Origin of the sequence: Leifsonia shinshuensis (genome assembly GCF_014217625.1) — a bacterium.
In the GTDB taxonomy this organism is placed as follows: domain Bacteria; phylum Actinomycetota; class Actinomycetes; order Actinomycetales; family Microbacteriaceae; genus Leifsonia; species Leifsonia shinshuensis_A.
The window spans coordinates 3294677-3308046 of the sequence record NZ_CP043641.1 but is presented as its reverse complement, the minus strand read 5'-3'; the positions used below and the strand labels follow the sequence as shown (position 1 = coordinate 3308046).

General features: G+C 69.8%; 11 protein-coding genes. 3 read left to right on the top strand and 8 right to left on the bottom strand.

Annotated features, from left to right (window positions below):
- Nucleotides 1-7 precede the first annotated feature (7 nt).
- From F1C12_RS16120 to F1C12_RS16100, 5 genes are all read right to left on the bottom strand, one after another.
- Complete coding sequence (locus F1C12_RS16120) at nt 8-1147, bottom strand: hypothetical protein (protein ID WP_185275910.1); 1140 nt, start codon at nt 1145-1147, stop codon at nt 8-10.
- Nucleotides 1148-1236: 89 nt separating this feature from the next.
- Nucleotides 1237-1542, bottom strand: coding sequence for a hypothetical protein (locus tag F1C12_RS16115; RefSeq protein WP_185275909.1), 306 nt, complete (start codon nt 1540-1542; stop codon nt 1237-1239).
- A 140-nt stretch (nt 1543-1682) separates the two neighbouring features.
- Nucleotides 1683-2081, bottom strand: a complete 399-nt coding sequence (locus tag F1C12_RS16110) for a hypothetical protein (protein WP_185275908.1) — start codon at nt 2079-2081, stop codon at nt 1683-1685.
- Between the two features lie 356 nt (nt 2082-2437).
- Nucleotides 2438-4903, bottom strand: coding sequence for a beta-glucosidase family protein (locus tag F1C12_RS16105; protein ID WP_185275907.1), 2466 nt, complete (start codon nt 4901-4903; stop codon nt 2438-2440).
- 13 nt (nt 4904-4916) lie between these two features.
- Nucleotides 4917-6311: an MFS transporter gene (locus F1C12_RS16100; RefSeq protein WP_258045943.1), complete on the bottom strand. Its 1395-nt coding sequence runs from the start codon at nt 6309-6311 to the stop codon at nt 4917-4919.
- A gap of 143 nt (nt 6312-6454) precedes the next feature.
- On the opposite strand from F1C12_RS16100, the gene F1C12_RS16095 reads away from it, so the two are divergent.
- Nucleotides 6455-7477 carry a LacI family DNA-binding transcriptional regulator gene (locus F1C12_RS16095; RefSeq protein WP_185275906.1) on the top strand — a complete coding sequence of 341 codons (1023 nt, stop codon included), beginning with the start codon at nt 6455-6457 and terminating at the stop codon, nt 7475-7477.
- A gap of 88 nt (nt 7478-7565) precedes the next feature.
- A complete protein-coding gene (locus F1C12_RS16090; protein ID WP_185275905.1) occupies nt 7566-8936 on the top strand; it encodes an alpha/beta hydrolase in 1371 nt (456 codons plus the stop codon).
- Nucleotides 8937-9078: 142 nt separating this feature from the next.
- Here F1C12_RS16090 and F1C12_RS16085 read toward each other — a convergent pair whose 3' ends face one another.
- Nucleotides 9079-10266: a glycine C-acetyltransferase gene (locus F1C12_RS16085; protein WP_185275904.1), complete on the bottom strand. Its 1188-nt coding sequence runs from the start codon at nt 10264-10266 to the stop codon at nt 9079-9081.
- Nucleotides 10266-11309: an L-threonine 3-dehydrogenase gene (gene tdh, locus F1C12_RS16080; RefSeq protein WP_185275903.1), complete on the bottom strand. Its 1044-nt coding sequence runs from the start codon at nt 11307-11309 to the stop codon at nt 10266-10268. The genes F1C12_RS16085 and tdh overlap by 1 nt, the downstream gene beginning before the upstream one ends.
- 122 nt (nt 11310-11431) lie before the next feature.
- Between tdh and F1C12_RS16075 the strand changes: the two genes are divergently transcribed.
- A complete protein-coding gene (locus F1C12_RS16075) occupies nt 11432-12103 on the top strand; it encodes a GAP family protein (RefSeq protein WP_185275902.1) in 672 nt (223 codons plus the stop codon).
- A gap of 28 nt (nt 12104-12131) precedes the next feature.
- Here F1C12_RS16075 and F1C12_RS16070 read toward each other — a convergent pair whose 3' ends face one another.
- Nucleotides 12132-13139 carry a hypothetical protein gene (locus F1C12_RS16070; RefSeq protein ID WP_185275901.1) on the bottom strand — a complete coding sequence of 336 codons (1008 nt, stop codon included), beginning with the start codon at nt 13137-13139 and terminating at the stop codon, nt 12132-12134.
- Nucleotides 13140-13370: the final 231 nt, after the last annotated feature.

The following is a 13370-nucleotide window of genomic DNA, read 5'->3' as shown; positions in this document are numbered from 1 at the left end:
CTCCTTCCTAACCGCCGAGTCCGAAAGTGAGTGCCCACTGCGCGTCCTGGTGCAGGGTGTTGCGCACGGTCTGGGAGATGCCCTGGCTGAGCTGGCCGACGCGGACGAGATGGCGGTCCACCCGCTCATCGACGGTCCGCACGGCATCCAGGTCGACGTTCTGGTGGACGTGCAGGCGGTGCCGATCCACGCAGCGCTCGATGTCGTAGGCGGTGATCGTCGGCAGGAACGCGGCGGCGTTCTTCGCCGCCAGCAACGCGTCCTCCATCCGCGGGATGATTCGTCCGTTGGCCGACTTGATCTCGATCAGCGCCGTCGCGGTGCCGCCGATGCTCGCCGCGAGACCGAGGGCCGCGATTGAGGCGACTGCGACCAGAGCCCCGGACGCGTTCTTCGCCAGCGAGTTCATAGCGGCGGGGTTGCGCGTGATGCCCGCCAGCCCCTGCAGCAGTGGAGAGACGGCCTCGGACGCCCCGGGGAGGAACGAATCCATCAGGTTCCCGAGGATGTCCTCGAGGCGGCGACCCTTCGCGCCGGCATCCTCGACGGACCCATCCCGAGCGAACCGGAACGCGCTCTTCTCCCCGATGTTGTGATAGTCCAATTCGGAGCGGCCCGGCTTGTCGGTCGCGAAAACCGTTGCCCCGGTCCGGTGGGCGTAGAGGTTGCCGATCAGGTCCCACTCGATCACGTAGTTGGTCAGCCGGTCGCGGCCGGCTCGGATGTCGGCCTCCACCTGTTTCTTCGCCTCTGGAGACAGCCACTCCCACGGGTCCGGCCCGTTGAACGACGCTCCATCCCAGCCGTTCTCGGCAGCCACCAGCAAGGCGAGGAACCCGCCCAGCGAGTGCCCGGCGGTCGAGATGGACGAGCCGGGATGCGCCTGCCGCACGTGATCTGCGAATTGCTTTGCATCGGCCACCTGACTCAGCGGGCCCTGCGTCCCACCGACGATCGTCACGATGTCCTCCACCACGTCGGCGCGGTGGTTCGGATTCGTGCCCGCGTACGAGATCACGATGTGGGAGAGGTCGGGGATACCGTCCACGAGCGGCGCGACTGCCATGGCCTGGAAGCCGTTGGCGGGGTGGTTCTGGGTGTCGATCACTTGGTATTGCTGCTTGTGGTCGCCCTTACCGACGGTCATGCTCTCGCCGGTCGTATATGGCGGGTTTCGGCGCAGGGGATCGACCTCGTACGCCTCATTCGCAAGGCCCATTTGCTCTTCGGCGGTCGTCACTCGATCACCTCCGACATCCCGTCGCTATAGATCACTGTTAGAGGAATGTGCGGAGACGGAGTCGGCGCTTCGGGCGGGATACCGGTACCTCCGACCCAACCCACACCGCGGCCCGGCCCGATGATGACGTAATAGTCACTGCCAGCGATGGTCGCGATCGCGTTGACGCTCCACGCCGCACCGAGCCCTGGGCGGTCCCCGTCCTGTGTGAATCGGACCTTCTCGACGTTCGGTTGATACTCGTCGCGGAAGTAGAGCGCGGATGCTCGCTGCTGTTCTTTGACTGGCGGGTCTGGTGTCATGAGGCGATCTCCTATCAGTGAGCAGGCAGTCAGCCCAACCATCAGCGCAGCGGCTAGCAGGACGGTGCTCACCGCTCGAATTACTCCCACGGGCATTCCACTCGCGCGATGCGCCCTCTTCATCCGAATTACGGCGTTCGTCACTCGATCACCTCCGACGTTCCGTCGCTATAGACCACCGTCAACGGGACGTACGGCGGAGGCGTCAACGGAGCTTCGGGCGGCATGCCGTTATCTCCAACAAAACCTGGGCCGGTGGCTGGGCCGATGATCACCTCGTACTCCACGCCCTCTACCGTTGCCACGGCATTCACACACCACGACGCGCCGAAACCTGGCCGACTGCCGTCCCGGGTGAACCGGACCTTCTCGACGTTCGGTTGGTACTCGTCGCGGAAGTAGAGCGCGGACGCTCGCTGCTGTTCCTTGACGGGCGGGTCCGGCGGCGCGATGCGGTCTCGGATCACCGAACACGCCGTCAGGCCGCCGACCAGGACAACCCCCAGCAGCACAGCGCTCGCCGCTCGAACCACCCGCATGTGCACCCCTCCCGCATCAGCCGAGGCAACGCGAATTCACGGCCGGACGGAGGTGATCCGTCTCACGCGAAGACGCGTCGTTCTACCCAACCGGACGCCGGCGAGGGGAAGGCAGCGATCGGGCCGTGGGCCATGCGTGCATCGGCGACGGCCTGAGGCGCGCCCTGCCTGAGAATCGCTGGCAGCAGGGGACACGGGACTCCCGTGCGTCATACGGACGCGGGCCGGGCGGCCGGCTCGATGATCACCCCAAGGTTCACACCGTTCCAGGAGTGGAAAATGGTGCGCCCCCTCGGCCGGAAAGTCACGGCCGAGGGGGCGGGTCTCGCTTCGGACGGCGCACAGCCGCCCCCGACTCACACGGTGAACCGAATAGGCTCCCCGAGCGTGGCGACCGACGTGCCGACCTGCACGGCGTACTCGCCGGGCTCGGTGCGCCAGGCGTGGTCGTCCACCGACCAGTACTGCAGCGAGCGCGGCTCCAGTTCGACCGTCGCGACCGCGGCCTCCCCCGCCTCCGCGCGGATCAGCGCGTAGCCGGCCAGCCAGAGCACCGGGCGCTCGATCTCCGACGGGGACACCCGCGACAGGTATACCTGCACGACCTGCTTGCCCGCGCGGTCGCCCACGTTCGTGACCGGGACACTGACCGCGTGGCCGTCGAGGGTCGCCTCGCCGAGCTCCCACTCGGTGTAGCCGAGGCCGTGACCGAACGGGATGGCCGGGGCCGGGCCGCCGAGGGCCGCGCGGCGCAGCCACTCGCGGTAGCCGACGTTCAGCTTCTCGTCGTAGAACAGCTTCCCGTCGATCGGCTCGACCTGCCAGACCGGCACGTCCTCCTCGTCCGCCGCCCAGGTGGTCGGGATGCGGCCGCCGGGCTCGCGGGCGCCGGAGAGCACGTCGGCGAGCGCGCCGCCGGTCTCCTGGCCCGGGAACCAGGTGAGCAGCACGGCCGGGGCCTCCTCCAGCCACGGCAGGATGACCGGGCCGCCGGAGTTCACGACCACCACGGTGCGCGGGTTGACCGCGAGCACCCGGCGGACGAGCTCGTCCTGGCCGTCCGGGAGGCGGAGTCCCGTGCGGTCGAAGCCCTCCGACTCCAGGGTCTCGGTCGTGCCGACGACGACCACGGCGACGTCGGAGGCCGCGGCCAGTTCGACGGCGCGGGTCAGCTCGGCCTCGGGGTCGGAGAAGGGCTCCTCGTAGCCGAAGGTGAACATGACGGCCGCGAGGCCCGCCTGCTGCTGCGGGCGGTGCTCCAGCCGCAGCGAGACGCTCTGGCCGGCCTTCAGGTCGACGGGGAACGACTGCTTCGGCGGGTTGAGGAACGCCATGAACGGGTCGGTGCCCTCGGGGAAGAACAGGCCGTCGCTCTTCAGCTCGCCGTCCACCTCGAAGCGGAACAGGCCGAGGCCCGCGAAGCCGACCGAGTACTCGCCGTCCTCCGGTGCGGTGAACTCGGCGGTGGCCTCCACCACGGCGGTCTCGCCGAGGATCGGGTCGCCCAGCCAGACCAGCTTGCCGGAGGCGCGGTGCTCGTCCAGCAGCACGGCGCTGTCCTCCGCGAGGAAGCGGACGTGCACGCCCGGCTCGCCGGTCACCGGGTCGGTGGCCACGCGCGCGTCGATCGGGAGGACCGACTCCGACGACTTCACACCGGCGGCGTAGCGGACGCGCTCGGCGCCGTACGCCTCCACGAGGCCGTCGAACGGGGTGACGACGTGGTCCGGGAACACAGTCGCCGAGCCGCCGCCCTGGGTGCGGGCGACGCGGGCGTGCTCGCCCACGACGGCGACGGTCGGGGCCGCGGCGGGGTCGAGCGGCAGCACACCCTCGTTCCGGACAAGCACCATGCCGTCGGCCGCGGCCTCCCGCAGCAGGGCGTCGATGCGCTCCTGCGGCCAGGGCTCGGCGAGCGGCGTCGCGGCCTCCACACCGTCGAGCGCGCCGAGGCGGCCAGCGAGGCGGAGGATGCGGCGCACCTTCTCGTCGATGGCGGCCTCGTCGACCTGGCCGGCCTGCACGGCCTGCACCAGCGCGTCGCCCCAGACGCCGTCCGGGCCGGGCATCGCCAGGTCCTGGGCCGAGCCGCCGGCGGCGACGGTGTCGCGCACGCCCATCCAGTCGGAGACCACGACGCCGTCGAAGCCCCACTCCTCCTTCAGCGGCGCGCGCAGGAGGTCGTTCTCGGTCATCGTCACGCCGTTGACCGAGTTGTAGGAGGACATCACCAGCCAGGCGCCGCCCTCCACGACCATGCGCTCGAACGGGGCGAGGTAGACCTCGCGCAAGGTCCGCTCGTCCACCTGCACGTCGACGGTCATGCGGTCGGTCTCGCTGTCGTTCGCCACGTAGTGCTTGGGCGTGGCGCCGACGCCGCAGGACTGGACACCCTTGACGAAGGCCGTGCCGACGACTCCGGAGAGCCACGGGTCCTCGCTGTACGCCTCGAAGTGGCGGCCGCCGCGCGGCGAGCGCTGGATGTTGACGGTCGGGCCGAGCGCGACGCCGACGCCCTTGCGGCGCGCCTCCGCCGCGATCAGCTGGCCGAGCCGGTGCACCCGCTCGACGTCCCACGACGCGGCGAGGGAGGTCGGCGACGGCAGGCTGGCGGACGAGTCGCGCTCGTCCCAGAGCTGGCCGCGCACGCCGGCCGGGCCATCGGAGACCACGATGGTCTCCAGGCCGACCTGCGGCTCGTCATGCAGAGTCCAGAAGGACGCGCCGGTGAGGAGGCGGACCTTCTGCTCCAGGGTGAGGGAGCCGAGCAGGCCGTCGAGGAACTCGTCGGCCACGTCGGTGGCGGTGGTGGTGTCGGTCATGACGGTGGTGCTCCTAGCGGACGGACTTGATCGGGAGGACAGCGAAGGCGCCGAGGAGCGCGATCACGATGCCGATCGGGAACAGGGCGGCGTAGCCGCCGAGCGAGAGGATGACGATGCTCGCGATGCCGGGAGCGAGCGTCTGGGGAAGCGTGGCGGCGATGTTGAGCACGCCGAGATCCTTGGCGAAGTCGTCCTTGGAGGGCAGCACCTCGCTCATCAGCGCGGTGTCGACGGCCTGGAAGGCGCCGAAGCCGAGGCCGGCGACGAAGGAGAACAGCATCATGCCGACGAGGGACGGGAAGATCAGCGGGAACAACATCGAGACCGCCATGACGGAGCCGGCGACGATGACGACGACCTTCCGTCGGCCGAGCTTGTCGGAGAGCGGTCCGCCGATGAGCGTGGTGATGATCGTGCCGGCCATGCTGATCAGGCTGAGCACCGGGACGAACGCGCCGGCCTTCGCGCCGAGCCCGACGTAGTCGCGCAGGATGAAGAGCTGGTAGCCGGTGACCATGAAGTAGCCCGCGTAGAGCAGGAGACGGCCGGTGAAGCCCCAGAAGAAGTCGGGGTGCTTGACCGGGTTGACCCAGAACGTCCGGAGGAACGCGCCCAGGCTGAACGGGGGCTTCGGCTCGGCCTTGTTGGAGCGGTCCGGGTTGAAGACGACGAAGAGCACGAGGACGATCAACGCGAAGCCGGCGAAGACCAGGTAGCCGGTGGAGATGTTCGAGAGGAACATCGCGCCCGCGATGCTGCCGCCGAGCGCGCCGACCATGAGGCCGAGGCCGGACAGCGACGAGAAGGTGCCACGGGCTCCGCTCGGGACGCGGTCGGGGAGGATCGCGGACAGCGGGCCCTGGGCGAAGTTGTAGCAGACCTGGACCATGACCCAGGCGATGCCGAGCTGGACGATGCCGTTCGACGCGCCCATGAAGATGAGCGAGAGCCCGCCGAGCAGACCCCCGGCGACCATCCACGGCGCACGGCGGCCGAAGCGGCTGCGCGTGCGGTCCGAGACCAGGCCGGCGATGGGTTGCGCGACCATGGCGGCGAAGGCGCCGATCGTCGCGATGAGGCCGAACGCTCCGACGCTCGCGTCCTTGCCCACGATGTTGGTGATCTGCGTCGGGAGGAGCAGGCCGGGGACGGCACCCCAGATGCCGAAGACGGCGATGTTCGCCAACGCCATCCACAGCATCAGCTTCAGCAGCTTGCCGCGCACCTTGACCTTCTGCGGGGCCTGGGCGGACACCGCGGAGGTAGGGGCGGCCGAGAACGCCGAGTCGGCGGTGGTCAGCGTCGAGCCGAGCGCCACGCTGTCGGGCGCGCCGGAGAGGTTCGGGGGGAGGGTGGGCTGGACCGGGCGGGGGCCCTCGGGGAAGTCATCAGACGGCGTTGTCACGGGGGATTGTCCTTTCAGAGCAGGCGACGTTGCGTGCTAACACGCGTAACCATACGCCACCGGTCTCCCCGAATACAAGCCATCGGTCGGTTTTGCTGACGCGGGTAAGCAAATCCATCGCCGAGACCTAGACTGAGCACACCATGTTCACGCCCCAGGTCGTCAAAGCCCCGACGAGCGCCGACGTCGCGCTCGCGGCGGGCGTCTCGCGCGCGACCGTGTCGTTCGTCCTCAACGACAAGCCGAACTCGCGCGTCTCCGACGACACCAGGCACCGCGTCCTGGAGGCCGCGCGCCTGCTGGGCTACACGCCCAACACCGCCGCACGTTCCCTCGCCAGTGGCGAGGCCGTCGCCGGGCTCCTGGTCGCGTCCTCGGCGAACGACCACGGCGCAACGGTCGCCCGGGCGCTCGACGCGCTGCTCGCCCGCACGGTGGACGACGGCATCGACGCCCTCCGGCACGCCGACACCGCGGCGACCGGCGCCGAGGCCGGCCAGCTCTGGGCCAAGCTCCGCCCGGAGGCCGTGCTCGCCGAGGCCGCCCGCTGCGACGCGGAGGCCACGGAGGTGCTGCGCCTCGCCGGCGTGCGCGCCCTCGTCGTCCACGGCACGACGGCCGTCGACTACGCGCCGTCGCTCGTCATCCCGCAGCGGCCGTTCGGCGGCCTCGCGGTCGAGCACCTCGCGGCGCTCGGCCACGAGCACATCGTCTACCTCGCGCCGGCGACACCGGGCCCCGCCGCGGCCGAGCGGCTCGCGGGAGCCCGGGAGACGGCGACGCTGCTCGGGGTGCGCCTGGACGTCACCCACGCTGCGGCCTCCGCGCGCACGCTGCGCGACTGGGCGCACGGCCTCCGCTACGACCCGCACGCCCCCACCGCCATCGCGGCCTCCGACGACGGCCTCGCCATGGCGGCGATCCGCGCCCTCGCCGACGCCGGCCTCCGCGCGCCGGCGGACCTGTCCGTCGTCGGCGCCGACGACCACCCGGGCGCGGCCGACTTCCTTCCCCGGCTGAGCACGGTCACCTTCGACGCGGACGCGCTCGCCGGCACCCTCCTGGACGCCTTCGCCCGCATGCGAGCGGGTGAGCGCGTCGAGCTGCTCGAGGCCCCGCCGATCCGCCTGGAGGCGCGGGAGTCGTCGGCGGCGCCGACCCGCTGAAGTCGGCCTCACCCCCTGCTCGAGCGGCCCCCGGTTAAGGGGCGCTCACCGGTCGGAACGGCCGGATCGGGCACTTAGGCTGGATCCCGTGGGGACTCTCGCCTGGCTGACGCTCGCTCTCGGGCTGCTCGCCGCCTATCCGGCGGTGCGCTTCGCCGCGCGCGGATGGCGGTTCCGCGCCGGGGCGACGGTGCGCATCGTGATCCTCGGCCAGGTCGTCGGACTGGTCTTCATCCTGGCCTGGTGCCTCTTCGCGCCGCGGCCCGACCTGGGCGGGATCGGCTGGTTCGCGATCGCGCTGGCCTCCCTCGCGATCCCCCTGGCGCTCGGCGACGCGCTGCAGTCGGCGGGCGGCCTCCGGGTCCTCTCGATCGCACTGACGGCCGTCACCGCGCTGGCCGGCGTCGCCGCCGGAGCACTCACGGTCGCCCCGACCCTGGCGACGGCGACCGTCGCGGGCAAGGCCGTCCCGGTCACGGAGCAGACGCTGACCAACGGCGCGCAGCTCACCGTCCGCATCCCGCCGACGGCCTCCGGGTTCTCGGCGCGCGACGCGCACCTGTTCGTGCCGCCGGGCTGGCTGCGGGACCCGTCCAGCACGCGTCCCGTGGTCGAGATGATGATGGGCCAGCCGGGGAACCCGACCCTGGGCGCGACGCTCGACGCCCTCCACGGCCTCGGCGCCGAGCGGCTGGACGACGCGCCGTTCGTCCTGGTCGTGGACCAGCTCGGCAACGTCAAGGCCAACCCGCCGTGCAGCGACACCAGCGCGGGCAAGCTGGACACCTACCTGTCGAAGGACGTCCCCGCCTGGATCCGCGGCAACCTCCCGGCGAGCAGCGACCGGGCGGACTGGGCGATCGCGGGCTACTCGCACGGCGGCGAGTGCGCGGCCTTCCTCGGCGCGAAGCACCCGGACGTCTGGGCGAACGTCGTCTCCATCTCCGGGCCGGACAAGCCCGGCGAGCACCGGCCTAACTACACGCGCGACACCTACTACGGCGGCAGCCTGCCCGCCTTCGAGGCCACCTGGCCGAAGAACATCCTGGCCTCCACCACCTATCCAGAGAAAATGACGGGCATCTTCATCGCCGGCGCGCTCGACACGCACTTCCGTCCGCAGGTCGAGGCGACCGCCACCGCCGCGGAGAACGCGGGGTGGAAGGTGACCTACTGGGCCGTCCCCGACGCCACCCACACCCAGACGCTCGAGCCCGGGCTGAAGACCGCTTACAACCAGCTCATCGGCGGCTGGGTGACGTCCGGAGCGGTGCCGGCGCAGGCCGACCGCTTCCTGTGCTCCCCCGACCAGGACGCGCGCGCGTGCGGCCTGACGCAGGCGGCGGCCGTGGCGGGCACGGTGGCGATGGCCGACCTCAGCGTGCTCGCGGTGTTCCTGGGCGCGCAGCTGCTGCTGTTCTTCCGTCGCGGGCGCCGACTCCGGGTCGACGCTGTCTGACCGGGCCCCGTCAGCAGCCGCGATTCGTGACGAATGTCGCGTTACGCGCCGCTATTCGAGCGATTCGTGACGAATGTCAGCACCGCGATTCGTGCTGAATGTCGCGTTACGCGCTGCGTAACGCGACATTCGGCACGAAACGTCAGCCCGCGACCGCGTCCCGGGCAGCAGTGAACGCGTCGACGCAGCGGTGGATCTCCTCGTCGGTGTGCGCCGCCGAGAGCTGCACGCGGATGCGCGCCTTGCCGCGCGGCACCACCGGGAACGAGAACGCGGTGACGTAGACACCGTGCTTCTGCATCTCGTCCGCGATCCGCGCGGTGAGCGCGGCGTCGCCGAACATGACGGGCACGATCGGGTGCTGGCCGGGCAGGAGGTCGAAGCCGGCCTCCGTCATCAGCTCGCGGAACAGCACCGCGTTGCCCACGAGCTGCGCGCGCAGGTCGTCCGACTGCTCCAGCAGGTCGAGCGCGGCCAGCGTGCCGGCGACGATCGACGGCGCGAGCGTGTTCGAGAACAGGTAGGGGCGGGCGCGCTGGCGCAGCAGGTCGACGACCTCCTGGCGCGAGGAGACGTAGCCTCCCGACGCGCCGCCGAGCGCCTTGCCGAAGGTGCCGGTGTAGATGTCGACGCGGTCGGCGACGCCGCAGAACTCCGGCGTGCCGCGGCCGTGCTCGCCGACGAAGCCGACGGCGTGCGAGTCGTCCACGAAGACCAGGGCGCCGAACTCGTCGGCCAGGTCGCAGATCTCGCGGAGCGGGGCGATGTAGCCGTCCATCGAGAACACGCCGTCGGTGACGATGACCGTGTACCGCGCGCCGGCGTCCTTCGCCGCCGTGAGCTGGGCGCGGAGGTCGTCCATGTCGCGGTTCTTGTAGCGGAACCGCTGCGCCTTCGACAGCCGGATTCCGTCGATGATCGAGGCGTGGTTGAGCTCGTCGGAGACGATCGCGTCCTCCGCCGAGAACAGGGTCTCGAAAACGCCGCCGTTGGCGTCGAAGCACGACGAGAACAGGATGGTCGCCTCGGTGCCGAGGAACGCCGAGACGCGGCGCTCCAGTTCGAGGTGCTGCTCCTGCGTCCCGCAGATGAAGCGCACGCTCGCCATCCCGTAGCCCCACTCGTCGAGCGCGGACTTCGCCGCGTCGCGGAGGGCGGGATGGTCGGCGAGGCCGAGGTAGTTGTTGGCGCAGAAGTTCAGCACCTCGGCGCCGTCCGCGGTGATCAGCGCGGCCTGCGGACCGTGGATGCTGCGCTCGCGCTTGGTGAGCCCGGCCTCCTCGATCTCCGCCAGCTGCGCCGCCAGGTGGTCGCGAAACGTCCCGTACATCAGACCTCCGTCCAGTCGAGGATGACCTTGCCGCCGCCGGCCGCGGCCGCAGCGGCGAACCCCTTCTCCCAGTCGCGGGCGGGGAACCGGTCGGACACGATCGAGGCGATGGAGTCGTGCAGGGGCTTCGACGTCTGCAGCATCGCGCCCATCGCGTTCCAGGTCTCGAACATCTCGCGGCCGTAGATGCCCTTCAGCGTGAGCATGTGGGTCACGACGATGCCCCAGTCGATCGCGATCTGCTGCGAGGGGAGGCCGAGCATGGCGATCCGGCCACCGTGGTTCATGTTCTCGATCATCGAGGGCAGCGCGGTGGGGGCGCCGCTCATCTCGAAGCCGACGTCGAAGCCCTCGCGCATCCCGAGCGCCCGCTGGGCCTCCCGGATGTCGTGCTTCGAGACGTCGACGGTGAAGTCCGCGCCCATGCCCGTGGCCAGCTCCAGGCGCTGCGCGCTGACGTCGGTGCCGACGATGAAACGGGCGCCGACGTGGCGGGCGACGGCGATGGCCATCAGCCCGATCGGGCCGCAGCCGGTGACCAGCACGTCCTCCCCGACGACCGGGAACGCCAGCGCGGTATGCACGGCGTTGCCGAGCGGGTCGAACAGGGCGCCGACCTCCGGCTCGATGCCGTTGTGGTGCACCCACACGTTCGTCGCGGGGAGGACGAGGTACTCGGCGAACGCGCCGTCGCGCTGCACGCCCACGCCCTGCGTGCGGATGCACATCTGGCGGCGGCCGGCGCGGCAGTTGCGGCAGGTGCCGCAGACGATGTGGCCCTCGCCGGAGACCCTGTCGCCGACCTCCACGTCGTGGACGAGCGAGCCGACCTCGACGACCTCGCCGTAGAACTCGTGGCCGGGAACGAGGGGCGCGGCGACCGCGGAGGCGGCCCAGTCGTCCCAGCGCAGGATGTGCAGGTCCGTGCCGCAGATGCCGGTGCGCAGCACCCGGATCTTGACGTCCTCCGGGCCGATCTCCGGCTCCGGGACGTCGACCAGGGCAAGCCCGGGCGCGGCTTCGCTCTTGAACAGGGCCTTCATTTCGCCATCCTCGTGGGGTCGTGCGTATGCGTCTTCGCTGATGCGCTTGGCAGGCCGCCGTGCCTTGTGAGCGTGGCGGCCGCGCACCAGCCTACCCGCCCCGGCGCGCTAGATTTCATCCCATGTGGTCCCCGTTCGGGCACGTGCTCGCCGAGTTCTTCCCGCTCGCCGTCGGGGTGGCGGTCAGCTCGACGCCGCTCATCGCGGTGCTCGTGATCGCACTCGGACCGAACGGCGCCGTGCGCGGGACCGCGCTGGTCCTCGGGCGCTTCCTGGGGATCGTCGTGGTGGTGGGCGCGTTCGCGGCGGCGTCGGAGCTGTACGTCGACTTCTACGGCTCGGACGTGGTCCTCCACATCGCCACCGCCCTGATCGGACTGGGGATGATGACCCTCGGCACGGTCACCTGGGTGCGCCGGCCGCGCGGCGCCGTCGCGGGCACGCCGCCGCGCTGGCTGACCTCCCTCACCCGGGTCTCGGCCCCGAACGCGTTCGGCTTGGGCTTCGCGCTCGCGGCGACGAATGTGAAGGAACTCGCGCTCGGCGCGGGCGCCGGCATCGTGATCGGAGGCTCGCTGACGGAGCCGCCACCCACCATCGCGGCCGTCGCCGTGTTCGCGGCCATCGGGATCGTCGCGGTGACCATCCCGGTCGTGGCCGTCTCGGTCGGCGGGGACCGCATCCGGCCGCGCCTGAACCGGCTGCGCGCGGCGCTGGAGCGCTCCAGCCGGACCATCACGTGCGTGGTGCTGGTGCTGTTCGGGGCGGTGCTGGTGGGGAACTCGTTCCTGTGAGGCGGCGCGCTACCGGACACGCCGAGGGTCAGCCTCCCCGTTGTTCGCTCGACACTCCAGAGACGGCCACCTCTGTCGCGCGTCGCTCAAGCTCCTTCTGAACGCGTTTGATGCTTCGCTTCTGGAAACGGACTTGTCGTTTGAAGTATTTGAGCGAACGGCGACGAATCGCGCCTCCAACGGTGAGGCTCGCAAAGAAACTTCCGCTGCTGCGTCGACCTGTCCACAGCGACGACGCGGACGTCAGCCCGAACCCCAAGAGGATTGCCGTTCCTCCCAGCGGGGACCCGGCTGACCACATCAGTACGGTGAAGCTCAGCATCAGCGCCAACACCAGCAGCCAGAGACACCAAATGAACGCGATCAAGAGTTGCGCGACCGCGCGCGTGCGGAGTCGGTCATCGGTCGTGGTGCGGATACGCGTCATCGAGACGAATGCGCTCGCCCCACCTCCGAACACGGCTCCCATGCCGAATAGCGCTCCCGCACCTCGATGTGCTGTCGCATCCATCACCGAAAGCGCTGCTCCCAAAGCGAGCAAGCCGAGGGCCTGCACGATCAATGAGACGCGTCGAGTCAATGGAGCACTCTCGCTCATATTGGACCACCGATCGTACTGCTGACGCATTCGCTTGATTTCGTCCCTCGAGCGTTCGACCTGATTGGTGAGGGGGACCCAGGCGATCGCCTTTGCGGCTTCGATCGACACGACCACAATTGCAATTGTCGAAACATGGAGCGCAATCGCGCTTACGCCCATACTCATGCCGCGTGTACGTGCCACGATCGCAAGAATGCTCATCTGGATACACAGCGACGCAATGACAACTGGCACAGCAGTGCTCACGAAAAGGTCTCGACGCTCGGCCTGGTTGAGTCGCTCACCGAAACGCGCGGACACTCCGAGCGCGAGAACCACACCGAACAAGAGCGGAATCAGCCAGCCGAAGTCGTTGGACCCGACCAGGAACCGCTCCAAGACCCAGTCGAAAAGTTCATTGCTATCGATCGGATCTGGCCCGCTCTGAGCCGTCATTGGCGCCCACAAGAGCCAGGGAACGGCAGAAACGAAACAGATCCAGAGGACGGCGTGGACCCGCGATGAACTCGCCTGCCACTCGTCAGACGGGAATCGAGCGTAGCGTTTTAGGTTAGATTGGAGATCTTGCATTCTTGAAGGATCTCGAAGGCCTCCGACATTTGGACCAAGTCGGCCCGCCGCAATATTGACTGTCGCGTCGATCAGCTTTCAGTCCCCGCGCTGTCA